Here is a 23408-nt window from a genome sequence, read left to right as displayed (position 1 = left end):
CCGAAACCATACACGAAAACGGGAGGAAGCGCAATATGCCGAGAATGAGCAAAAAGAGGAAGCATGAGCTTTCTTTTTACCTCAATGACCGGGGGCGTGTCACTTACAACGAATTATGCCGGAAATGCCAGCATGGGTGCAAGCAGAGCTTCCGGGCGGTTGTGATTGACTGCCCCCGTTATTTATCCAAACGAGCAAAGAAAAAGGAGGAACACACCGAATGAATTTTGAATTTATGACGATAGACACACCATTGCCGCCCTGTATGCCCTTTCCCAGAGCGTTGACAGGATTTCCAGTCAGCAGCACCGCAAAGGTCATGTACTGCCGGATGTTGGACGCTATGCTATCCAAAGGGCAGGAGGACGAGAACGGAATCCTGTTTGTCTGCTTCCCTGTCACAGCCATTGCCGCAGTCCTGTCCCGCAGCCCCATGACGGTCAAGCGTTCTCTGAATGAACTGGAAACCGCCGGACTGATCATGCGGGTGCGTCAGGGCGTTGGAGAACCAAACAGGATTTATGTGCTGATACCGGGAAAGGAGGACGCTGCCCTTGCCTGATACCTCAAAGCTGGAAAAGCTCAACCGGGAGCTGGAAAAAAGCGAAAAGAAACTGCGGAAAGCCATCAATGATGAAAAGGCATTGCAGCACCAGTTAAAGCAGCTTACCCGAAAGGAACGGACGCACCGGCTCTGTACCCGTGGCGGTATGCTGGAAAGTTTTCTGCAAGAGCCGGAACGCCTGACAGATGATGATGTCATGCTGTTGTTGAAACTCATTTTTCACAGACAGGACACGCAGGAACTATTGAAAAAACTGCTGGAACGGAAGAAGCCGGAAACCCCTTAGTTTACTAAGGGCGCAATTATACACCACCCAGAGGTTGGTGCATTGCGTTCTCCGAAGGCTCCTCGCCGGAGGGCTGTGATTTTCCGCAGTCATGGTCTGCTCCAAATCATACAGGGGACGCTACGCTTCCCCTGCGCTGGCTGCCGCCAGCTACCCTTTTGTGGACTTGCCATCTGGGGACACCTTGCGTTGCAAGCTGTTCCCAGCCGACAAGTTTCATAAAATATGCTATCTTTTCGATAGGCAATAAAGTATAATAAAGTCAGCAATAAATCGGAATTTTACGGTCAGTAAGGAATGCGTAAAGTTATATGATTGTATTATAAGCGATTTGTTAAATTTTTATAACCACTTGTATTTGCCTGCGATTTATGGTATAATATTTTGAAATTTAGAAAGAGGTGGGAAGATGATTAACTTTTCTTGCAAATAAAATCAAAATATGCGGTAGTGCTATACTTTGGCATTATTGTGTCTATTGCAAGAAAGTTATATGTCTATCTTACTCAATATAGTGCTGTTGCCACTTTTGCTTAGTGGTGTTATTTTATGCTATGACGAGCTGCAAGGATAAACTTTCTTGTGGCTCTTATTTTGTTTTGGAGGTGCTTTATGAATAGTGCAGAACAGATAGTTACACATGATTCACTCCGTATAGTGTCGGTTCCTTTTGGTGAAATCTATACGTAGTAAACATTCACCGAACCGACTTTGTATCGTATGACATGCAAAGGAGGATAATATTTATGTCAATGATTAAAATTGAAAACCTTACGTTTTCATATCCGACAAGTTATGATAATGTTTTTGAAAATGTCAGTTTCCAGGTTGATACCGATTGGAAGCTTGGTTTTGTGGGCAGAAACGGACGAGGTAAAACAACCTTTCTGAATCTTCTGCTTGGGAAATATGAGTATAGTGGAAAAATCCTATCATCCGTACAGTTTGATTATTTTCCTTATCCCGTTTCAGATAAGAATCGTATTACAGAGGATATATTGCAGGAGATTTGCCCACTTGCGGAAGAATGGGAACTTATGCGAGAACTTTCTTATCTTGATGTTGATGTCGATGTGCTTTGGCGACCTTTTGAAACACTTTCCAACGGAGAGCAGACAAAGGTTTTGATTGCCGCTCTTTTTCTTAATGAAGGGCATTTCCTACTGATTGATGAACCTACCAACCATTTGGATGCCAAAGCGAGAAAAAGTGTGGCGGCATATCTGAAAAAGAAAAAGGGATTCATCTTAGTTTCTCACGATCGTCGCTTTCTTGACGATTGTGTTGACTATATTCTATCGATTAACCGAGCGAATATCGAAGTGCAAAGAGGAAACTTTTCATCATGGATGTCAAATTTTGAGCGACAGCAAGAATTTGAACTGGCTCAGAACGAACGTTTGCAAAAGGACATCAGACGATTACAGCAGTCGGCAAAACGCGCTGCAGTATGGTCTGAACGTGTAGAAGCTTCCAAAATTGGGGCAGCAGATAAAGGTTATGTCGGTCATAAAGCCGCCAAAATGATGAAGCGTTCAAAATCTATAGAAGCGAGACAACAACAGACAATCGAACAAAAATCAGCATTGCTGAAAAATATGGAAACCGCAGAAGCCCTCAAGATACAACCGCTTAATTACCATACAGATTTGCTTGCATCATTATCGAATGTAGTAGTTTATTATGATGGCATTTCAGTTTGTGAACCCGTTTCGTTTGAAATAAGACAGGGAGAACGCATTGTGCTTGATGGAAAGAACGGCAGTGGCAAAAGTAGCCTGTTAAAGTTGGTAGTCGGGCAGTCCATAGATTATACGGGTACAGTAACACTTGGCTCTGGGCTTGTAATTTCTTATGTGCCACAGGATACATCGTATTTATGTGGAACCCTTTCCGAGTTTGCAGAAGAAAACAACCTTGATGAAAGTTTGTTCAAGGCAATTCTTAGGAAAATGGACTTTGAGCGTGTACAGTTTGAAAAGGATATTAAAGACTTTTCTGGCGGGCAAAAGAAGAAAGTCCTAATTGCGAAAAGCCTTTGTGAAAAGGCACACTTGTATGTATGGGATGAACCGCTCAACTTTATTGATGTGTACTCACGTATGCAGATTGAACAACTCATAACGGAGTTTGCCCCGACCATGCTCCTGGTAGAACATGACAGTGTTTTTCGAGATACTGTGGCAAGTAAAATTGTGAATATCTAAATTGGTTCTTCCGCAATTTTACGTTTTTCGCTTTAATAAAAATGGAGAATGCTGATTTACACTGGCATTCCAGTATTGAAAAATTACAAAATACGGATAATTGCGTAAGAACCTCTAAATTAAAATAATTGTATGGGTTAATTCCAGCTTTACAGAGACTCAAATTCCAGTTTGTAGAATTAAGAAAATCGTAATTTGTGGAGGTAAAATATAGATGAATCAAGGTAGAATTATTGTAATCACAGGTGCGCCGGGGACAGGAAAAACTACAACGGCATCTGCTGTTGCAAAAGAATCAGATTTGGAAAAGTCTGTGCATATGCACACAGATGACTTTTATCATTATTTGAGTAAAGGGGCAATACCACCGCATTTGCCAGAATCAAATGAGCAAAATTTGATTGTCATTGAAGCGTTTTTAGAAGCTGCGAAGCGATATGCTCGTGGTGGATATGATGTAATTGTTGACGGTATTATCGGACCGTGGTTTTTAAAGCCGTGGCAAAGTCTTGTTCGGGAACATTATGAGGTGCATTATATTATTTTAAGGGCAAGTAAGGAAGAAACCTTGAAGCGAGCTGTTGAACGCTCAAAGTTAGACCGAAAGACAAATATCGAATTGGTAGAAACCATGTGGGAGCAATTTTGCAATCTGGGAATATATGAATCGAATGTTATAGATACGACCACTTATTCCATTCAAGAAACTGTTTCCGCAGTACAAGAAAAAATCGCAAGTAGGGCAGCGTTGTTGTCTTAGATTGTTTTGGTGCAATTCCAGTTTGTTAGCTTTACATCGGGTCAACTTGTCCCGAACTTTTACAACTAAATACCCGCCGCTCACACAGTGGCACACCGAGCAGGAAATCTGAAAAAGGTCTCCTGCTTTTTTTCTGCCCAAAATGAGGTGGTAAAACGCCACCCCATCCACCAATTAGCGAAAGGAGGGACACGAAATGCCCTGTCCACACAACGAAATCACGATTGTTCAGCGCAGCCAGCGGCAGTCTGCGGTTGCCGCCGCTGCTTACCAAAGCGGCGAAAAGCTGTTCTGTGAATACGACCAGCAAGTGAAGCACTACCCGGAAAAGCGTGGTATCGTCCACAATGAAATCCTGCTCCCGGCAAATGCCCCACGGTCGTATACAGACCGCAATACCCTATGGAACGCCGCCGAAGCGGTGGAAAAGCAATGGAACTCCCAGCTTGCAAGGCGGTGGGTGCTTACCATTCCCAGAGAGATACCGCCCGACCAGTACGCTGTCCTTGTACGGGAGTTTTGTGAACAGCAGTTTGTTTCCAAAGGCATGATTGCTGATTTTGCCATCCATGACCCCCATCCGCCGGGACACAATCCCCACGCCCATGTCCTGCTCACTATGAGGGCAATGGACGAACATGGAAAATGGCTTCCCAAGAGCCGCAAGGTTTATGACCTTGACGAGAATGGGGAACGGATAAAGCTGCCGTCCGGCAGGTGGAAAAGCCACAAGGAGGATACGGTGGACTGGAACGACCAGAAGTATTGTGAAATCTGGCGGCATGAATGGGAGGTCATCCAGAACCGCTATCTGGAAGCCAATGACCGCCCGGAGCGTGTGGACTTGCGTTCCTATGCCAGACAGGGGCTTGATATTATCCCTACTGTCCATGAGGGGGCTGCTGTCCGGCAGATGGAAAAGCGAGGTATCCAGACGAATATCGGCAACCTGAACCGGGAAATCAGAGCCGCCAACCGCCTGATGAAGTCCATCCGGCAGCTTATCCAAAACCTCAAAGGCTGGATTACCGAGCTGGGAGAAAAACGGAAAGAGCTGCTTGCACAAAAAGCGGCGGAGGAAGCGACACTTCTTCCCAATCTGCTGATGAAGTATATGGAGATACGAAAGGAAGAACGGAAGGACTGGACAAGGGCTGGACAGAACCGGGGGACTTCACAGGACTTAAAGGCAGTCAGCGAAGCCCTGTCCTATCTCCGGCAAAAGGGGCTTTCCACTGTGGAGGACTTAGAAGCGTTTCTGGAATCTTCCGGGAAATCAGCCGCAGATTACCGCAATCAGATGAAGCCAAAGGAAGCCCGCAGCAAAGTGATTGACGGGATTCTTGCCAGCCGGACAGACTGCAAGGAATGTAAGCCTGTCTATGAGAAGTACCAGAAGATATTTTTTAAGAAAACAAAGGAGAAATTCAAACAGGAACACCCGGAGGTTGCCCGGTATGCGAAAGCCGCCGCCTACCTTGCCAAGCACCCGGACGATAAGGACAGTACCCAAAAGGAGCTGCAAGAGGAGCAGGAAACGCTTCTGGAAGAAATTGCAGCCCTGAAAACACCGCTGACCGAGGTACAGGAGGATTTGAAGAAGCTGCGGGACATCCGCTACTGGGTACGGAAAGCCACCCCCGGCACAGAAGAAAGCAAAGAGCCGCCCAAGAAACAGCCCATCAAAGAAGTCTTGCAGGATAAGGCTGACGAGAAAAAAGCACAAAGAACTGTCCCGGCACAGACGAAACACAGACAACAGGATATGGAACTTTAACAGGCACTTGCCATTTTCAATCAGAGAATGTCAGGTGCTTTTCTTATTTTCAAGGAGGGATAGATTTGAATGTATTTGAAGCTGTGAAGCAGTCCGTCACAACAAGACAGGCTGCGGAGCATTATGGAATCCATGTAGGTCGGAACGGGATGGCTTGCTGCCCGTTCCATAACGATAAAACCCCAAGCATGAAGCTGGATCGGCGTTACCACTGCTTCGGCTGCGGTGCAGATGGGGATGTGATTGATTTTGCCGCCGCCCTGTATGGGCTGGGAAAGAAAGAAGCCGCCGTACAACTGGCACAGGACTTCGGGCTTTCCTATGAGGACTGGAAACCGCCGGGAAAGGCAAAAAAGCCCAAGCCCCGGCAGAAATCCCCGGAGGAACAGTTTCAGGAAGCAAAAAACCGCTGCTTCCGTATTCTTGCCGATTATCTCCACCTACTCCGAGTGTGGAGAAAGGACTATGCCCCGCACTCCCCGGAGGAAGCCTTTCATCCCCGGTTTGTGGAAGCCTTACAGAAGCAAGCCCAAGTGGAATATCTGCTGGATGTGCTGCTGTTCGGGGAGACAGAGGAAAAAGCGGCTTTGATTACGGACTACGGAAAGGATGTGATACAGCTTGAACAGCGAATGGCAGAGCTTGCAGCCGCAGACGCAGCAAGAACTAAAAAACACCATGAACGCCATGCAGCCGCCCCAGAGCATTGAGGAAATCAAGGCGGGGCTGGAAACCACCGAGAAAGGCGGTGTCCGTCAGAGCATACGGAACTGCCTGACCGTATTCCAGCGTGACCCGCTGCTTTCCGGGGCTATCGCATACAACATCCTGACCGACCGCAAGGACATCATAAAGCCCATCGGTTTTCACAGAGAAAGCACCGCCCTGAACGATACGGACATGAAGTATCTGCTTCTTTATCTGGAAGAAACCTACGGGCTTACCAATGAGAAAAAGATTGATAACGCCATCGGGATTGTGGCGAATGAAAACAAGTACCATCCCATCCGGGACTACCTAAGTGCCCTTGTGTGGGACGGGACAGAACGAATCCGTTTCTGTCTGCGGCACTTTCTGGGGGCTGACGCAGACGATTACACCTATGAAGCGTTGAAGCTGTTCCTGCTGGGTGCAATCTCACGAGCCTTTCAGCCGGGGTGCAAGTTTGAAATCATGCTCTGTCTGGTAGGCGGTCAGGGGGCTGGAAAGTCCACCTTCTTCCGGCTGCTGGCAGTCCGGGACGAGTGGTTCTCCGATGATTTGCGGAAGCTGGACGATGACAATGTGTACCGCAAGCTGCAAGGTCACTGGATTATCGAAATGTCGGAAATGATGGCAACCGCCAACGCCAAGAGCATTGAGGAAATCAAGTCATTTTTAAGCCGGCAGAAAGAGGTCTACAAGATACCTTATGAAACCCACCCGGCAGACCGCCCCCGTCAGTGCGTGTTTGGCGGCACTTCCAATGCCCTTGACTTCCTGCCCCTTGACCGTTCCGGCAACCGCCGCTTTATCCCGGTCATGGTGTACCCGGAGCAAGCCGAGGTTCACATTTTGGAGGACGAAGCCGCTTCCAGAGCCTATATCGAGCAGATGTGGGCGGAAGCGATGGAGATTTACCGAAGCGGCAGGTTCAAGCTGGCTTTCAGCCCCGCCATGCAGCGGTATCTCAAAGAACACCAGCGGGATTTTATGCCGGAGGACACCAAAGCCGGGATGATACAGGCGTATCTTGATAAGTACACCGGGAGCATGGTCTGCTCCAAGCAGCTCTATAAGGAAGCCTTGAACCATGCCTTTGACGAGCCGAAGCAATGGGAAATCCGGGAAATCAACGAGATTATGAACCAGTGCATTGACCGCTGGCGGTACTTCCCGAACCCAAGAATGTTTTCCGAATATGGCAGACAAAAGGGCTGGGAGCGTGAAAACCCGGCAACGGACTCCGGCAACCCGTCTGAAAAAACGATGGACGGTTTTGTGGAGGTCACAGAACAGATGGAGCTTCCATTCTGAAAATGACAGCCCGTTGCACCCCCTGTTGCTATCCCGTTGCCGAGCCGGTTGCCGGGGAAAATCCCTTATTTCCGGGCTTTTCTCCCTTATAACAACCAAAACAACAGAAAAATAAAAGAAAAGTATAAATAGTAACCATCGCCAGATTGAGATTGTTTGCAAGGTCTTTTGAAGCCCGTTGCCGGACTTCGTTGCCGACACCCTCTGTCTGGCTATTTTCATGTATGGAGGATAACTGCCTATGGCAAAAAACAAAACAGAGATTCATGTTACAACGGTGTTTGACGGGGAGCTGGACGCAACCGATGTGTTCGTCAGCCTGATTTCCCAGAAATACGGTAAGACAAATACGAAAGAATATCTTGCTAAAAAGAAAGATATGAGCTATAATGAAGATGAGGTTCAAAAGAGCCAGATACCGTCTGGATTGTGTGGGTAAATGGCTATGATGAACGAAATGGAATACAGAACAATCGGTTCGGCACTTGCCGGGGGCTATCGTGCAGCGGTCTATTGCAGGCTGTCAAAGGACGATGACCTGCAAGGCGAAAGTGCCAGTATCGCAAACCAGCGTGATATGCTGGAAAAATACTGCGAAAAGCAGGGATGGGAGGTTGTGGCAGTCTATCAGGACGATGGCTTCACAGGTCTTAACATGGAGCGTCCTGATTTACAGAGAATGTTGAGAGCCATTGAGCGCAGGCAAATCAACCTTGTCATCACGAAAGACCTCAGCCGACTGGGGCGTAACTATCTGCAAACCGGGCATTTGATTGAGGACTTTTTCCCAAGAAACGGTGTCCGCTATATCGCCATGAATGACGGTATCGACACCCTGCGGGATAACAACGATATTGCCCCGTTCAAGAATATCCTGAACGAGATGTACAGCAAGGATATTTCCAAGAAAGTCCATTCCTCTTATCTTCTGAAAGCGCAGAAAGGACAGTTTACCGGGTGTCTTGCCCCGTTTGGGTATCGGAAAGACCCGGAGGACAAAAACCATCTGCTCATTGACGAGGAAACCGCCCCGATTGTGCGGCTGATTTTCGGATATGCCCTGAACGGTCATGGTCCGAACTATATCCGCAGACGGCTGGAGGAAGAAAAAATCCCCTGCCCCACATGGTGGAACCGGGAACGGGGGCTTCGCAATACCCGCACCAAATGGGAAAAGAAAGACCCGGAAAACGGGCGGTATATGTGGGACTTCTCCGTTATCAAAGACCTTTTGATGAATCCCGTCTACACCGGGGCGATTGCTTCCCAGAAAAAAGACTACCGTTTCAAAATCGGCACGATTGGGGAAAAGAAGCCGGAGGACTGGATTGTGGTGGAGGGACAGCATGAACCGCTGATTGACCGCATGAGCTTTGACATTGTGCAGAACAAGCTGAAATCCCGCCAGCGTCCGGGGCAGACCAATGAAATCAGCCTGTTTGCCGGACTGATAAAATGCGGCGAGTGTGGGAAGTCGCTGACGGTACGCTACACAAACGCAAAACATCCCCAGCAGATTTACTCCTGCAAGACCTACAATGCCTTTGGAAAGAACCACTGCACCCAGCACCGGATTGACTATGACACCCTTTACAGCCATGTGCTGCGGAAAATCCGGGAATGTGCCAGAGCTGCCCTGATGGACGGGGAAGCGGTTGCCGACCGCCTGACCAATACCTGTGAAGCCGAGCAGCGGGAACAGCGGGAAGCAATGGAACGCTCCCTTACAAGGGACGAGGAACGGATTGAGGTTCTGGACAAAATGGTCATGCGGCTTTATGAGGATATGATTGCAGGGCGTATCAGTGAGCAGAATTTCAACACCATGCTGGAAAAGACACAGACCGAGCAGACGGAGCTTAAAACAAAAGTGTCCGAGGGCAGAAAGCGGCTGTCCGATGAAGTCCAGCTTGCCAATGACGCAAAACAATGGGTGGAAGCCATTCAGGAATACGCCAACATCACAGAGCTGGACGCAGCCACCCTCAACCGCTTAATCAAAGAAATCGTCGTGCATGAGCGCATTGACGAAGATAAAACAAGACACATTTCTATCGAAATTCATTTTAATCTCAAACCCATCCCGGAGGTGGAACAGGTCACTGCCTGACCTGTCCCGCCGGGACGGTTCTCTTAACAACACCATATAGATTTTTTGTACGCCGCCGCCCGCCATCGAGCAGAGTTTTTACACCTAATTGGGGATGAAACAGTTCATGGCAGGCGGTAAATGGAATGTTGTAGGGTGTCATATCTTTGTTATAATTCGCTTCTACTGTGAACGGCAGGTATATTCCTGTCAGCCCCTGATAGGATAGAATCTGGGATAGCAGAAGTTTCTTAGGACGGGGATAGTAACCCGCCAGTTCCGGATAGTGTGTCCCAAGCTGCTTCATTGCCTCCACCGCTTCGTCACCTTCCGGGCCGTCCAGCCGCATCACTCCGGAACCGTCCCGTTTCACCTTGTCTGCTCTTGCATTCACTTCATCTGTCAGCCGGATGCATACCTGCTTCAGATCGTCTGCCGTATATTCAGATGTATACAGTCCAGCCTGTTCCGAAAAAGAATCACTCTTATAATTAATACCGCAGTTCATGACATAGAGAAAAAGCAGCACCGATGCTGTCAGGAAAAGTCCTGACGCCCATTTCAGCATGACGGCACCACCCTGTTTCGACCGGAATGCCGACATACCTGCATGGATGAGTGTTCCAACCAGAAGTACGATCAGCGTATAAAAACACAGTTCTGACAGAGACCACGGGAACATGCCTGAAAACCGGCCCAGCGTGGATACGATGACAGGATAAATATGGGCAGAATACCACTCTGCCATATCAGGTGATTTTCCTGCCCATACTGTCATGGCCGCGCTCACTGCAAGTAAAATGCAGCCTGCGGTCATTCGTTTTTCTATTGTATTATCCTTTTTTCTGCTGTTTTTTCTCATCTTTATTCCCGGCTGCCTGTATCTGTTATCCTGTGTTTTTCAGTTCTTTTATTATTACAGCACAGATACTTTCAGAAGTCAATAAACCATTACTGCTCTGGTTTCAATTTCCAGCCGCAGCTGCTTTATCTATAGGCCATACGGAAATTCTGATACCCCTGAACTACAGTCTCGCGTCAAACAATCCGCAGAAGCTGTCAATCGGATCGATCCCCTTGAATGCATCTTCCCCTTCCATCAGATCTTCTACGAGTGCATCGAATGTCGTATCTTTGGAATCATATGTGTTGATATAGGTGCGAACCTGAGGAATATCTGCGAGCATCGTCGGCTGTCCGCATCCGATCGCCACTACCGGAACCTCGAATACATACCACGGGATTTCCCCGCCCCCTTTGGATAATCCAAAGCTCGGTCTTCCGCCTGAAACATCACAGAGTGTAATGACAAGGTCCATGTCCTTTACGAAGTCGGCAATTGCATTCTTTCCTGCAAAATACAGGTTCACATCCGGTTTTTCCCCGGCCTCTATTTTCTTCTTCATCTGGTCCAGAGGGCTTTCATAGATGAAGGCATCAAAGCCTTTGTCACACAGCCTTTGTTTTAAGGCCTCCGCCGGGTTTCCTCCGCCTGCTCCCATAAGCTTCATGAGGGCTGACATGCCATTCTCCGCGCCTTTTACATGCACGATCATAATTCTCTTATAGCGCTCAGGTGTAAGCGGAAGGACATCTTTGTCTTTATATTTTACAAGGGTGATGCAGTCGTTGCTGATTGTCTTCTGCATTTCCTTATGCTCTTCTTTTCCAAGAACTGCATCTGCTGTTTCCGGCTTCGGCACAAGGTCTTCCTTTGCCTTTTTATGCAGGCCGAGATGTGCCTTCAGTCCGAGAATACGCGTTAAGGCCTCTCTCATTCTCTCTTCGCCGATCAAGCCGTTCTTATATGCATCCAGCATCGTGTTAAAATCTTCATCCGGATCATTGAAGAACAGGAACATGTCACATCCTGAGTTGATAGATTTCGGAAGCATTTCCTTACGGGACATCCTGTCCGTCATGGCTACCATATGGGATGCATCCGTTACCACCATTCCATTGAATCCGAGTTTCTCACGGAGAAGCACTGTCATAATCTCATGACTTAAAGTAGCAGGCATCATATCTTCATCCTTTAAGTCAGGATTGATTGCCTTTGCGTATTCCGGCAGCATGATATGTCCGCCCATAATGGCATCCAGACCTTTATCAATCAGAGTTTTATAAACCATTCCATAGGTTTTGTCCCACTCTTCTACATCAAAATAGTTCACATTGTTGGACAGGTGTGCATCTCTGAAATCCTGTCCGTTTCCCGGGAAATGCTTGGCGGCACATGCAAACCCGTCAATCGTATGCGCACCTTCCAGATATGCGGCGCTCATACGTGCCACACGTTCTGCATCACCGCCGAATGCACGTGACACAACTTCTGTATTTTCCCAGTTGTACAGGATATCGCTGACTGGGGCGAAAGCCATATTGCAGCCGATCGCAGCCGCCTCCTCATTCGCCATTTTGCCGAGTGCAAATGCATATTCTTCCTTATCCGTTGCAGCAATTTTAACACCGGAACCGATCATCGTTCCATCCGCACATGCCCCGTCCCCTCCTGCCTCAGTATTGCAGGCAATGAACAGCGGAACCTTTGCATATTTCTGAAGTTTGCGGTTCTGTTCCTGTATTGCTTTTCCCGGGGCCGGATTATAACGGCAGCCTCCGAGGTGGTACTTCTCCATCAATTCTTTCAGATACTCTTCATCATGAGATGCCGTCAGCTGGAAAAAAAGCTGTCCCACCTTCTCCTCTGCGCTCATACCGTCAATCGTTTCCTCTACCCACTTAATATCTTCCTCTGATAAAAAATACGGGTTTTGTCTCAAATCTACCATGTTATTCTCCTTTCGTCCTGCCTCTCCTGTTATATGGCTTATTGTCAGCCGTCTTGTTTTTTATTACTTCAGGTTATCCATAAACTCAGCTATCTTCTTCTCCTGATAGGCACCTTCATAACTTCCGTCAAAGAGCCTCAAAGCACCCTCGTTCCGAAACTCTTCCCATGACTCGTTTTCGTGGCGTACCAGAATCGGATAAAAGAACACCCCGTTTTTCGAGGCAGCTTCATAGTCCCCCGGCGCATCTCCTGTCATAAGCACATTCCTGACATTATATCCCTTTTTCACAAGTTCGCCGATACAGAATGCCTTGCTTCCCGTATCCTGTGCCAGTAAAATGTCGACATGTTTCAGCAGTCCGTACAATTCCCATTCCTCTTCTACTGCCTGAAGATTCGCAGAAGAGACAATCGCAATATCCGCCTTTTCATGTGCCGTCGCAAGTGCTTCTTTAACGCCTGCAAAAGGTTTTTTCACGTCAAACGGAAGATCATTAATCTTCTCATTCACCTTTACGGACCAGGAAAGGGCCTTTTTCAGGGCAACGCTTTCTTTCTCTCTGATCGCATCAGCCAGTGCCTGGTTTGACAGTTCACTGCTTTCCTCCACCCACTTTTCCAGCACGGGAAGATCCTCTATTTCCATATACGTTTCATGAACCTCCCCCAGCATTTCGGCAAGGCCCTTAAAGCGGTTGATTCCCCGGGTCATGGTGTACAGGTTGATCTCATTCCACCTTTCAAGAATCGGCTCTTTCCACTGCCCAAGCCCCCACTCCTCCACCATACACGGACCAAAACACCGGATGTGCTTGATATCCATTGTATCCATTGCACAGCCGTCTGAATCCACACAGATTAAAAACTCTTTCTTCTTTTCATAATTTTTCAGATTCATTTTTCACTCCTCTTTTTTCCGTCCTCACCGGAATCCCGGTTTACAATCCGGCTATGATGCCTTAACTGCCACACTGCATGACTTAATTTTAAATCTTTCTTACTATTTATGTGAGGATTATTTTTAGCAACAATCATACTTTTTTTATATATTCTTGTAATTTGCACAAAATAATACGATAATAGATAATAATACTACGATTTTTTATGAAAGTACTTTGTACCTATATGAGGAGGATTTATTATGAAATATCACTCAGATCTTGAACTGTTCCAGAAGCTCCTGCAGAATTTGCATTTGAATGTATCACTTTTAAAAAAATCATCTGACCCGGTCCCTGATATAACCCTTGGATTGTACAGCCTGATCAAAACCGATTTTGATTTTCAGGGGCAGTTCTGGAACAGGATTGAACTATTTGAAGAAAACAAAATATACAGGGTTAATAATTCATTCTGGTACCGCTATCTTCTATTTCAGCTTCCCGATACCGATGAACCCACATTTGCCCTGATCGGCCCATATGCACTGATGAATATAAGTGAAAAAATGACTCTTGATACCGCCCGCAGGCTGAACCTTCCTGCTGCCCTGTATCCCCAGCTCCAAAAATTTTATGAGGGAATCCCACAGCTGAGTGACGAAAGTGTCCTTCTCTCTATCATTAATGTGTTTGGCGAAAGATTCTGGGGCCGGATGGATAACTTCTCCCTGCAGGATGTGGAAAATTCTGTCATTGCCGATCTGGATCCCGTGGCAGAACGCCCGGATTATAAAAAACCTGAAGAAGCGCTCCTCAGTATGCAGATTCTGGAGGATCGCTACGCAGGCGAAAATGAACTGATGCTGGCCGTTTCCCAGGGGCAGACACTCAAGGCAGAGGCCTTTCTTAACCGTTTTGGGCAGCAGGTCATGGAAAAACGCAGCGCCGACCCGATCCGGAACGAAAAAAACTACCTGATCATCCTCAATACACTGCTAAGGAAAGCAGCTGAAAATGGAGCTGTACACCCGCTCCATATTGACAGCCTGTCTTCCCGCTTTGCCCACAGGATTGAGATGCTAGCCACTCTGGAGAACGTTCCTGCGTTACAAAAAGAAATGGTGCATAAGTACTGCCTGCTTGTAAAGAACCATTCCATGAAAGGATACTCCCTGCTCATCCAGAAGGTCCTCACCCGCATTGATTCAGACCTTACCGCGGACCTTGGCCTGAAGGCCCAGGCAGAACTGCTGCAGGTAAATCCCAGCTACCTCTCCGCCCTCTTCAAAAAAGAAACCGGAAGCACCCTCACCGAATACGTCAACAAAAAACGCATAGAACACGCACTGTTCCTCTTAAACTCCACAAACATGCAGATACAGACAGTCGCCCAGTACTGCGGCATCGCAGACGTAAATTACTTCACCAAAACCTTCAAAAAACTAATCGGAAAAACCCCTAAGGAATATAGGGCAACATTAGGGCGCGTTTAAGTTCGAAACAATACCAAAGCTTCTTTATTATAAATTGACCCGTTAACATACTTTGCCTCATCAAGCGCTCCCCACCCGACAGCTTACCTCCCAGCGGATGCGCCCAGCCTGCAAAAAGTGGTCAGGGACGTACCGGCGGGGGGCTGTATGGTCTGTTAGGAGGCATAGAGCGTGTTTGATAAATCATGTATACGGCTGATTGTCCCACTTCGCGAGATATTTGAGCCAAATTTTTGAGGCGTAGTGGTTCTACGTTGATAAAATTTGGCTCAAATAGGTCGTGAAGTGGGGCGGTCAGACGTGTACAATGAATTATCAAACACGCTCTAGAATGAACCTAGAATTACTTACGGCAAAACCGGCCGCACGCAGGGCGAAAATCTGTTTACCAAAACAGATTTTCAGGCCACCTGCGCCGCTCAATCATCAGATTGGGCGGCAAATGTGGCCGGTGCCCTGCGTGCGGCCGGTTTTACCGTTAGAAATTCTTCGTGAATGGACAGCCTCCGCCGGTACGTCCCTGACCACTTTTTGCAGGCGTCCGCCCCCTTACAAATCATCCACCAGCGCGCTGCTTTTCGCGTAGGCGGTGCTTCGTGCCTCGAAGAAGTCTGTTTTGATCATATTTGCATTTGAGAACTGGCTCACCCACTCCATACTTTCAGGTTCTTTTTCGTGCCCTTCGTAGATCGGCCCGAATCCAAGCCCCATGCATCTTAGGTTGCCCAGATATTGGATATAATCGGTCACCATGTCCCGGTTCAGTCCCTGTACTTCGTCCCCGATCACGTAATGTCCCCATCGGATCTCCTGTTCACAGCCTTCTTTGATCATTTCCCTGTAAATGCGTTCCTTATCGTCTGTGAACAGGTCCGGCTCTTCCTTTTTCAATTCCATCAGAATGCTTCTAAACAGCCACAGGTGCGTGTTCTCATCGCGGTTAATGTAACGGATTTCCTGAACTGATCCGGGCATCCTGCGGTTTCTCCCCAGATTGTAGAAAAACATGAACCCGCTGTAAAAATAAACCCCCTCCAGTATATAGTTCGCCACTAAAGTCCGTACCAGCATTTCCGGGCTTTTTTCCTTCTGGAATTCATTGTACAGATTCCCGATGAATTCATTACGTTCCAGAAGATGCGCATCCTCTTTCCATTGGTAGAGCACATCGTTGCGCTCCTGAGGCTCACAGATCGTATCCAGCATGTAGCTGTAGCTCTGGCTGTGCACTGCCTCCTGAAAGGTCTGGATGGACAGGCAGAGGTTTACTTCGTTTGCAGTAATGTATTCTCCAATATTGGGGAGATTTGCTGTCTGGATGCTGTCCAGAAAAATCAGGAAGGACAGAATCTTATCATATGCCCTCCGCTCTGGTTTCGGCAGCACCTTATAGTCCTTCATATCCACACTCAGGTTGATTTCTTCCGGCACCCAGAAGTTATTCATCGCCTGACGGTACCAGTCGCTGACCCAGTTATATTTCATGTGGTTAAAATCATTCAGATTGGTGGTATTACCCCCGATCATTTTTCTTTTCGTTACTTCTGTATCCCCATCAGGATTGAACAGGGGCTTCTTTCTCAGTTCTGTCATTGTCGAATTTCTCCTTTTCTCTATGTTAAGAGGAACATACCTCGCACTCCTCAACTTCAAGGCTTCTGGACCTGATATAATAAATCGTCTTCACGCCTTCCTCCCAGGCCAGAAGGTACAAATCCAGCACGCCCCGGAAGGTGTATTCATTCGTAATATAAAGGTTCATGCTCTGTGCCTGGTCAATATGCCGCTGCCGGATTCCGCATGCACGGACGGACCACGTCTGGTCGATCAGGTGTGCATTCTTATAATACCAGAATGTTTCCATCGAAAGCTCCGGTGCAACCCTCGGCATCAAGCCGTTTTTCTTCTCCTCAAGGAAATACCGGTTCATAATCGGGTCAAGCCCTGCGGTTGTCCCGGCTATGATGCTCGTACTGCTTGTGGGGGCAGTCGCCAGAAGATAGCCGTTACGCAGTCCCTGTGCGGCAACTTTCTGGGCAAGCTGTTTCCATCTGTCCTCTGTCAGATTCCTCTGGCGGAAGTATTCGCCCGTCTGCCACGCGCTCCCTTCAAAATATTCATAGCTTCCCTTTTCTTCTGCAATATTGGTACTTGCCAGAACTGCCGCATAGTGAATATCGGAAAATACCTTTTCCACAAAGTCCAGATGCTCCTGACTCTCCCACTTAATACCGTGCTTTGCAAGCATATGATGATACCCGCTTACCCCCAGACCTACAGGGCGGTATTTATGGTTGTTAATCTTTGCATAGGGTACCGGGAAAAAGTTCAGGTCAATGACATTATCCAGTGCGCGCACGGCGCTTTCCGTAAGATAAGACAACTCCTCGAAATTCTCAACCTGAATATTTCCAAGGGACAGGCTCGCAAGATTGCATACAACGAACTCTCCCGGCTTTGTTACCGTCACAACAACCTTCTCTCCGTCCACCTCCTGTGTTGTCTGTTCCACCAGTTCGATGGCGCTCATATTCTGTGCAATCTCCGTACACAGGTTGCTGCAGTAAATGATTCCTTTATGGCTGTTTGGGTTTGCACCGTTTACATGGTCCCGGTTAAACGCAAACGGCGTCCCTGTCTCAACCGCACTCCGGATAATCAGACGCAGGATATCCTTGATCGGAATGACACGCTTCTTGATCCGCTCATCCCGCACACAGTCCAGATATTTTTCCTCCCATTCTTCCCCAAAAGAATCTTCGAGGGCATATCCTTTCACTGTCAGAATGTCGTGGGGGCACATCAGGTACCAGTCTCCGTCTATGTGTTCCTTTGCCTGTTTCCAGAAATAGTCTGGATAACAGACCGCGGGGAATACATCGTGGGCTTTCATTCTCTCATCCCCGTTGTTCGTCCTGAGACTTAAGAATTCCGGCAGATCCCGGTGCCATACATCCAGATAAACGGCAACCGCACCCTGACGGACCCCGAGCTGGTCCACGGCAACGGCCGTATCATTTGCCAGCCGGATCCAGCGGATTACACCGCCTGCTGCCCCTTCAAAACCGCGGATGGCACTGCCGCTCGCACGCACTTTTCCAAAATACATCCCCATACCGCCGCCGAATTTGCTGACCTTTGCAAAATTATCAATGCTTCGGTAGATCCCGTCCAGACTATCCGGCACCGTATCAATAAAGCAGGAGGAAAGCTGGTGGTAAGGTTTTCTCGCATTTGAAAGTGTGGGCGTAGCCATCGTTACCTTCAGCGTACTCAGCATATCGTAGAAACGGCGCACCCAGCCGCTTCTTTCATTCGTTTCTTTCATCGCAAGATGCATGGCAATCCCCATGAACATCTCCTGCGGCGTCTCAAGAGGCGAACCCTTTCTGCTCGAAATCACATAGCGTCCAAGAAGCAGGTCCAGCCCTGAGTAAGTAAACAGGTCATTTCTGCGTGGGTCAATCCATGACTCGAATTCATCAATCTCTTCTTTTGAATAGCTTTTCAGAATGTAACTTCCATACAGACCTTCTTCCGTCAGCCAGCTGATCTTCTCATAAAAACTGTTTATATTGGCTGTTTCCATTGCCTCCGCCAGTGACAGGTCAAACTGGAGCATCCGGAATCTTGCCGCTATCATCTCCCATTTCGGCGCATCCTGTGTCGTGAGCTCCACCGCCGCTTTCATCAGGACTGCCAGCATTTCCTTCCCGGAAAGCCCCGGGCTTAAAAATGCCTGAAACCTTGCATTCAGCCTGTCCAGATCATACTCTTCCTGTGGGAACTCCTTCTGAATCCCTGCCAGCACCCCGGCCAGACGCGGCATATCCTGAAACTTTGCTTCTATCCTGAGTCTGGATTCCCTGCGCCTTGTGCGCTCCTCACGATAGAGGATATAGCTTTTCATTTCTTTGTAATAATTCCCCTCCATCAGGGTCTGCTCCGCCATATCCTGAATCTCTTCTACAGAAAGTATCTTTTCCCCCGAAATCACCTGTGCCGGAAACTTTTCCTCAATACCGGTTAATATCCTCTTCTTTTCCTCTTCCGTAATCTCAGAGCCAACACTCGCAAATGCGCGTCCTATCGCGGCCTTAATTTTTTCCGGGCAGTAAGTCTCCCCTGTTCCGTCTCTCTTACATATCTTCATACTCTATATACGCCTTTCATACCATTTATTGTAGTGTACAAAATATATTACCACAATATATGGTGATATTCAATCCCTACCGTATTGATATATCAGAATAATCAAAAAAGGCCTCCGCAGTCAACATCTTCGTTGTTTTTCAGCGGAGGGCCTTTGTAAGGTTTATTTTAAATACTTGTTTTTTAAATCGAATACCGGATCACCGTTTTCGTTCCATTCTATATCAATCATCATAGTATGGCGGTTAGGGTCATACAACGGATCACCTGTAATCTCATCATAACAGCGGGCATGGAATACGCAGATATCTTTTGTCCCATCTTCTGATTTTACAAATGAATTATGTCCCGGACCAAATATGCCTTTTTCTCTGTCTGTAGCTAAAACCGGGCATTTACATTTCACCCAGTTATTAGGGTCAAGAATATCTTCACCCTCACGAATAGACAACATCCCCATGCAGTATGCTTCACCGGTGCTGCTGGCAGAATAAGTCAGGTAAATTGTGTGGCCGTGCTTCAGGACCGCGGGGCCTTCATTTACCCAGAACCCAATCCGTTCCCATGAATAATCCGGTGACGAAAGCAGTACCTGCGCTGTCGAAAGCTTATCGGGCCGTTCCAGCCGTGCGATATATAAGTTGGAAATCTTTTTCCCTGCCCCTGTTTTTTCGGCCCAAATATAATAATATTCTCCGTTATATTCCATGACCGTTGCATCCAGCGAAAAATCCTGAAATGAAAATTCATCCCCATCTGCTGCCTGCATCTTTCCCAGTTCTCTCCATTCATCCTGAAACGGGTCATTTCCCTGGCATTCCAGCACATATGGCCTGATGGCCCAGATATCATTAATATCTCCTGCTGCATAATAAATATACCATTTCCCCCATAAATAGTGGAGTTCAGGCGCCCAGATATGGAAGCTCTGCTCTCCTGATGGATGCTTTCTCCATAAAACCTTTTCCTCTGCACCTGCTAAATCTCCTATCTTATCTGCCCTTCTCAAAATAATTCTGTCATATTCCGGCACAGACGCAGTAAAATAATATATCCCGTTAGAATATCCAGAAATGTGGGGATCTGCCCTGTTTGGTATAAACGGTCTGTTATATAGTGTAGTTACATAATGGTCTCTATTCATTGCTCTTCACCCTGACTCTTATCATATTCCATGAATACGGCTTTAGTTTACAGTCTATCCGTGTTTTCTGTGTTCCTGTAACCACAGCAGTCTGAGGCTTTACCTTTTCATGGTCGCTCCTGTTGTCAGCCTTAATATCTTCGTGAAATAGCACGGTGTGCTCTGCCGCATGTTCTGCACAGAATCCCTGCATATCCACATGTACTTCCGCTGCTTCGTCTCTTCTGTTTACCAGATACAAGACCAATTCATCCATTTCCGCATTATGTATCACCACCTGATCTAAATATGGAATTTCCCTGCCTTTCCCGGATAAATAGGAAGGAGCCCTCAAAACACTCTCCAACAGGGTTCCCCTGCCGTATTTTGACATATAAGAAAACGGATAAAAAATCGGCTGCACCCAGACTTCGGCTCCGGGCTCTGTCATAATGGCCGCACTAATATTCGTAAGCAAAGACTGACATGCCGCCTTTACTCTCCCGCTGTTTTTTATCATTGCCATCAGCATACTCGCAAACAGCAGTGAGTCCTCCATCGTATAGATCTGTTCACTAAAGGCAGGGGCAGTCTCCCAGTCTCTGGACGCGACTGAACCGGCTACATCTTCGCCCGGAATCTCCCATACCCCCCATTCATCAAAGCAGATATCTATCTTTTTACCAGACCGCTTCTTGCTCTTTACCGTATCGCATATACCAATCACTGTCTGAATGTAGTCTTCCATCTCCACAGATTGTGAAAGGAACTCTTCAGTCCCTTTCTCCTGCCCTCCGTAGTATTGGTGCAGAGAAATGTAATCTGCAAATTCATATGTATATTCCAATACAATTCGCTCCCAGTCCGTATAGGTCGCCACGTCCGTTGATGAACTGCCGCATACGACCGTTTTTATGTTTTCGTCCAGTGATTTCATTGCATGAGCGGTCTGTGCAGCCAGTTTTCCATAGTCTTCGGGTGTCTTATGCCCAATCTGCCAGATGCCGTCCATCTCATTTCCCAGACACCATATCGGAATTCCATACGGTGTCTCATGACCATTCTCACATCTAAAGTCACTGTATGCTGTTCCAACCGGCAGATTACAGTATTCCAGCAGGGAGACTGCGTTTTCGACGCCCCGGGTTCCCAGATTAACCGCAAATACCGGTACAATCTCTGCCTTTTTTGACCATTGTACAAATTCATCTGTACCGAACTGGTTTGTCTCTATGGATTTCCATGCCAGTTCTCTGCGCCTCGGACGGTCTTCCTTTTTTCCCACACCGTCCCTCCAGTCATAGCAGGATACAAAATTGCCTCCGGGGTATCTGACACAGGTAACCCCCATCTCCTTTACCTTCTCAATCACATCTTTGCGGAATCCATCCTCATCCGCCTCCTGATGTCCCGGTTCATAAATACCACTGTACACGACCCTTCCCATATGCTCTACAAATGAACCATATATGAGGGGACTGATTTCCGACTTTCGGAAATCCCTGTTTATAATCAATTCAGCCTTATACATACTCTCTTTTCTACTCCTTCACTCCTGATGTGGCAATTCCTTCAATGAAAAATCTTTGCCCGAATAAGAACAGCAGCAGCAGCGGACAGATAGAAATAACCGTCGCCGCCAGTGTCGGACCGTATTTGATGGAGTTACTTCCCACAAGCACTGCCAGTCCAGCGGATAATGTTCTGTTCTCAACGGAGCTCGTCAGCATCATCGGGTATAAAAGATCATTCCAGTTATTCATGAAATGATAGATTCCCAGACTAATCAATGCCGGTTTTGACAACGGTATTACAATGCGCCTGTAAATCTGCAGATTGTTCAGCCCGTCTATCCTTGCCGCCTCTTCTAAAGACTTAGGAATCCGCGAAAAGAACGAGGTCAGCATATAAATACCATAGGCCCCGGATGCTCTCGGAAGAATAAGCCCCAGCAGGGTATCAAGTATCCCGAGCCTGTATTCTTCTATGTAGAGCGGGATCATAATAATCTGGAACGGTACCATCATGGTCAGCAGGATGATCGTGAACAGCACCTTTTTTCCTTTGAACTCCATTCTTGCAAACGCATATGCGGCCAGAGAATCGAACAACAGACTGATTACTGTTACACTTCCCGCAAAAACAACCGTATTCTTCAGCATACTCAGTATCGGTATTGCCTCAACCACGTATTCATACTGGACAGTAAGCCATTCCTTCGGAAGGAATGCGGGCGGCCATCTGATAACATCTGCATCGGATTTAAAAGACGATACTATCAGCCATACCAGCGGAACGAACACAATAAGGGCAACGAGGCATAAAATAATACTGCCCGCTATACTGAATATCTTCCCTCTCTTTTTCATGCCTGCTCCTCCTTTCTTCCGATGTATTTCCTCATGCAGATTGTAATAATTGCAATGATTATGAACAGATATACCGAGATCGCCGATGCATATCCCAGGTCATGCTCTGTCCTGAAGCCTCTGTCATAAATATAGCTCACCAGTGTTTCCGTCTTATGCTGCGGTCCGCCTCCGGTCATAACATATATCTGGTCAAATGCCTGAAATGCAAGGATAAAGGTCGTAACCGCACAGAACCCTATAGTCTGCTTTATAGAAGGAACCGTGATATACATAAACTTCTTCAGTCCGGTTGCACCATCCAGATCTGCCGCCTCATATAATGAGTACGGAATGTCCAGAGTCGCAGCGGTTATGATCGTCAGTGTGTATCCAAAATTCCTCCAGACAGTGACCATAACAATAACCGCCATCGCATATGTAGGATTGGACATCAGGTTCGGCATGATAACCCCTGCTTTTTTGAGAAGGTACGCAAGCATCCCCGAATTGGAATTCAAGAGCATGGACCATAATATACTGATTGCAGTCATGGAACATACATACGGAATATAGAAAGATGCCCTCAGGAACTTATGTAGTTTAGTATTTTTCTGCATAAACATAGTCAGAATTAATGCCAGCAATATCTGTACCGGAACTTCTATCACCGTAAAAACGAGTGTATTTTTTGTCGCATTCAATACACGGGCATCCTGAAACATTTTCAGGTAATTATCCAGTCCTGCAAAGGAAATGCCATTCATATACAGGTCCATATTCATAAGGCTTATTATGAATGCAGAAACCAGTGGAACAAATACAAAAACAGTCAGAACAATCATGGATGGAAGAATGAACAAATATGCCGTCTTCTGATTTTTGCCTCCTGCTTTTCTTGTCTTCTCCATATTGTT

At 47.1% G+C, this 23408-nt stretch carries 21 protein-coding genes; 11 read left to right on the top strand and 10 right to left on the bottom strand.

The window, feature by feature from the left end; genetic code table 11:
- Nucleotides 1–35 precede the first annotated feature (35 nt).
- The 8 genes from ABIN22_RS04055 to ABIN22_RS04020 all read left to right on the top strand — a co-directional run bounded on the left by ABIN22_RS04055 (nucleotide 36) and on the right by ABIN22_RS04020 (nucleotide 7611).
- Complete coding sequence (locus tag ABIN22_RS04055) at nucleotides 36–224, top strand: hypothetical protein (RefSeq protein WP_002304353.1); 189 nt, start codon at nucleotides 36–38, stop codon at nucleotides 222–224.
- Entirely contained in the window at nucleotides 221–562 is a 342-nt protein-coding gene (locus ABIN22_RS04050) for a replication initiator protein A (RefSeq protein ID WP_003020305.1), read from the top strand. Before ABIN22_RS04055 ends, ABIN22_RS04050 begins: the two co-directional genes overlap by 4 nt.
- A complete protein-coding gene (locus tag ABIN22_RS04045; protein WP_097786106.1) occupies nucleotides 555–851 on the top strand; it encodes a DUF3847 domain-containing protein in 297 nt (98 codons plus the stop codon). The genes ABIN22_RS04050 and ABIN22_RS04045 overlap by 8 nt, the downstream gene beginning before the upstream one ends.
- A 746-nt stretch (nucleotides 852–1597) precedes the next feature.
- Nucleotides 1598–3058, top strand: a complete 1461-nt coding sequence (locus ABIN22_RS04040; protein WP_002584327.1) for an Lsa family ABC-F type ribosomal protection protein — start codon at nucleotides 1598–1600, stop codon at nucleotides 3056–3058.
- A gap of 214 nt (nucleotides 3059–3272) precedes the next feature.
- Entirely contained in the window at nucleotides 3273–3818 is a 546-nt protein-coding gene (locus ABIN22_RS04035) for a P-loop nucleotide/nucleoside kinase family protein (protein WP_002584326.1), read from the top strand.
- Between the two features lie 196 nt (nucleotides 3819–4014).
- Nucleotides 4015–5595: a MobQ family relaxase gene (gene mobQ, locus ABIN22_RS04030; protein WP_346906768.1), complete on the top strand. Its 1581-nt coding sequence runs from the start codon at nucleotides 4015–4017 to the stop codon at nucleotides 5593–5595.
- Nucleotides 5596–5660: 65 nt separating this feature from the next.
- On the top strand, nucleotides 5661–6305 hold the full coding sequence (locus ABIN22_RS04025; RefSeq protein ID WP_346906766.1) for a CHC2 zinc finger domain-containing protein: 645 nt from the start codon (nucleotides 5661–5663) through the stop codon (nucleotides 6303–6305).
- A complete protein-coding gene (locus tag ABIN22_RS04020; RefSeq protein ID WP_117452251.1) occupies nucleotides 6274–7611 on the top strand; it encodes a virulence-associated E family protein in 1338 nt (445 codons plus the stop codon). Before ABIN22_RS04025 ends, ABIN22_RS04020 begins: the two co-directional genes overlap by 32 nt.
- Nucleotides 7612–7639: 28 nt before the next feature.
- On the opposite strand, the gene ABIN22_RS04015 is transcribed toward ABIN22_RS04020, so the two are convergent.
- Complete coding sequence (locus ABIN22_RS04015; RefSeq protein ID WP_021682886.1) at nucleotides 7640–7879, bottom strand: hypothetical protein; 240 nt, start codon at nucleotides 7877–7879, stop codon at nucleotides 7640–7642.
- On the opposite strand from ABIN22_RS04015, the gene ABIN22_RS04010 reads away from it, so the two are divergent.
- Nucleotides 7853–8050 (top strand): hypothetical protein, encoded by a 198-nt coding sequence (locus tag ABIN22_RS04010; RefSeq protein ID WP_055270759.1) that lies wholly within the window; start codon nucleotides 7853–7855, stop codon nucleotides 8048–8050. The two genes, ABIN22_RS04015 and ABIN22_RS04010, sit on opposite strands and share 27 nt — an antisense overlap.
- On the top strand, nucleotides 8051–9721 hold the full coding sequence (locus ABIN22_RS04005) for a recombinase family protein (RefSeq protein WP_112121894.1): 1671 nt from the start codon (nucleotides 8051–8053) through the stop codon (nucleotides 9719–9721).
- Here ABIN22_RS04005 and ABIN22_RS04000 read toward each other — a convergent pair.
- The 3 genes from ABIN22_RS04000 to ABIN22_RS03990 form a co-directional block, all read right to left on the bottom strand.
- Entirely contained in the window at nucleotides 9711–10562 is an 852-nt protein-coding gene (locus tag ABIN22_RS04000; RefSeq protein ID WP_346906761.1) for a DUF3810 domain-containing protein, read from the bottom strand. The two genes, ABIN22_RS04005 and ABIN22_RS04000, sit on opposite strands and share 11 nt — an antisense overlap.
- A gap of 163 nt (nucleotides 10563–10725) precedes the next feature.
- Nucleotides 10726–12492 carry a glycoside hydrolase family 3 protein gene (locus ABIN22_RS03995; protein WP_346906759.1) on the bottom strand — a complete coding sequence of 589 codons (1767 nt, stop codon included), beginning with the start codon at nucleotides 12490–12492 and terminating at the stop codon, nucleotides 10726–10728.
- Nucleotides 12493–12555: 63 nt separating this feature from the next.
- Nucleotides 12556–13392, bottom strand: coding sequence for an HAD family hydrolase (locus ABIN22_RS03990; RefSeq protein ID WP_346906757.1), 837 nt, complete (start codon nucleotides 13390–13392; stop codon nucleotides 12556–12558).
- Between the two features lie 243 nt (nucleotides 13393–13635).
- Between ABIN22_RS03990 and ABIN22_RS03985 the strand changes: the two genes are divergently transcribed.
- Complete coding sequence (locus ABIN22_RS03985; RefSeq protein ID WP_346906755.1) at nucleotides 13636–14868, top strand: helix-turn-helix domain-containing protein; 1233 nt, start codon at nucleotides 13636–13638, stop codon at nucleotides 14866–14868.
- Nucleotides 14869–15417: 549 nt separating this feature from the next.
- Here the strand turns inward: ABIN22_RS03985 and ABIN22_RS03980 are convergent.
- The 6 genes from ABIN22_RS03980 to ABIN22_RS03955 all read right to left on the bottom strand — a co-directional run bounded on the left by ABIN22_RS03980 (nucleotide 15418) and on the right by ABIN22_RS03955 (nucleotide 23402).
- Complete coding sequence (locus ABIN22_RS03980; protein WP_346906753.1) at nucleotides 15418–16461, bottom strand: ribonucleotide-diphosphate reductase subunit beta; 1044 nt, start codon at nucleotides 16459–16461, stop codon at nucleotides 15418–15420.
- 25 nt (nucleotides 16462–16486) lie between these two features.
- Nucleotides 16487–19021, bottom strand: a complete 2535-nt coding sequence (locus ABIN22_RS03975; RefSeq protein WP_346906751.1) for a ribonucleoside-diphosphate reductase subunit alpha — start codon at nucleotides 19019–19021, stop codon at nucleotides 16487–16489.
- Between the two features lie 162 nt (nucleotides 19022–19183).
- Nucleotides 19184–20164 (bottom strand): glycoside hydrolase family 43 protein, encoded by a 981-nt coding sequence (locus tag ABIN22_RS03970; protein ID WP_346906749.1) that lies wholly within the window; start codon nucleotides 20162–20164, stop codon nucleotides 19184–19186.
- Nucleotides 20157–21674 (bottom strand): arabinosylfuranosidase ArfA, encoded by a 1518-nt coding sequence (arfA, locus tag ABIN22_RS03965; RefSeq protein ID WP_346906747.1) that lies wholly within the window; start codon nucleotides 21672–21674, stop codon nucleotides 20157–20159. Before arfA ends, ABIN22_RS03970 begins: the two co-directional genes overlap by 8 nt.
- Nucleotides 21675–21684: 10 nt before the next feature.
- Nucleotides 21685–22512, bottom strand: a complete 828-nt coding sequence (locus ABIN22_RS03960) for a carbohydrate ABC transporter permease (RefSeq protein ID WP_109730633.1) — start codon at nucleotides 22510–22512, stop codon at nucleotides 21685–21687.
- Nucleotides 22509–23402, bottom strand: a complete 894-nt coding sequence (locus tag ABIN22_RS03955; RefSeq protein ID WP_346906744.1) for a carbohydrate ABC transporter permease — start codon at nucleotides 23400–23402, stop codon at nucleotides 22509–22511. Before ABIN22_RS03955 ends, ABIN22_RS03960 begins: the two co-directional genes overlap by 4 nt.
- Nucleotides 23403–23408: the final 6 nt, after the last annotated feature.

Source organism: Faecalicatena orotica, assembly GCF_905197545.1.
GTDB lineage: Bacteria > Bacillota > Clostridia > Lachnospirales > Lachnospiraceae > Faecalicatena_A > Faecalicatena_A orotica.
This window is presented reverse-complemented; position numbering and strand designations above follow the sequence as displayed.